General features: G+C 47.0%; 1 protein-coding gene. It reads right to left on the reverse strand.

The features are described 5' to 3' along the window. Nucleotides 1-907: ISNCY family transposase (locus SU60_RS09005; protein WP_245228389.1), on the reverse strand; the 907-nt coding region annotated here is incomplete at its 3' end. Nucleotides 908-1013 lie beyond the last annotated feature (106 nt).

Below are 1013 nucleotides of genomic sequence, written 5' to 3' on the forward strand. Positions count from 1 at the left end.
CCCGAACTTTGCGGTGCATGTCTTTTGGATAGTGCGCCGGTTTGGCGAAGCGTCGGTTAAAATCAGCGATGAAGTAGGGAAGCCAGGCATTGGCTTGTTCCATATTATCAATACCTTGCAGACGCATTTCTTTCACTAAGCGATCCTGTAACGTTTGATTGGCTCTCTCGACACGGCCTTTGGCCTGCGAGCTGTTGGCACAAATCAGCTCTATACCCAGTTCGCGTAATATACGCCCATACTGAGTCTGGCCAACTTGCTTGTGTTTTTCTTGGTTAACCCGAAATATCGAGTGCTTATCACTATAGAACGCCACCGGTTTCCCATGCTCATTGAGGTATTCTCGGGTTGCAATCATATAGTCGAAGGCGGATTCGGTCTCGCTAAAACGCAGGTTCATCAGCCGACCGGTCGCATCATCGATGAAAACCAGCAGGCAGCACTTGTCGCTACGTCCTTCAAACCAGTCATGATGAGAGCCATCAATTTGGATGAGTTCGCCTAAGCAGTCACGACGATAGCGAGGTTGATACACACGGGGCTTACGCTGTGAATGTGGCACCCAGAGACCATCGGCAATCATCCATTGACGGAGGGTTTCTTTACAGACGGCGAGATTATGCTGCTCAGTCAATTTTTCTAAGGCAAACGTAGGAGAAAAATCACTGTAGTGTTCTCGAATGATCTCTAGGACAGTAGCCTTAAACTGACTTGAATAACATCGGTTACTGGGACGACCTCTGGCGGCGTGCGCTAATGCAGAGGCACCTTGTTCATTTAGCAAGGACAAGAGCCTACGAACTTGTCTAGTTGAAAGATGTAGGATGTCAGCGGCATCCATTTGGCTTAATCGATGGTCACGTAAATCACTAAGCACTTTAAATCGCTGAATATCACGTTCACTCATAGCAATCAGCATCGGTTGATGTCCTCAAACGAATGGATTTCCATAAGTATAAGAGGACATTTTGAAATAGCTCATACCGGACATTTCTAAATAGCTCCTACACCCT

Source organism: Vibrio mytili (genome assembly GCF_000830505.1).
GTDB classification, from domain to species: domain Bacteria; phylum Pseudomonadota; class Gammaproteobacteria; order Enterobacterales; family Vibrionaceae; genus Vibrio; species Vibrio mytili.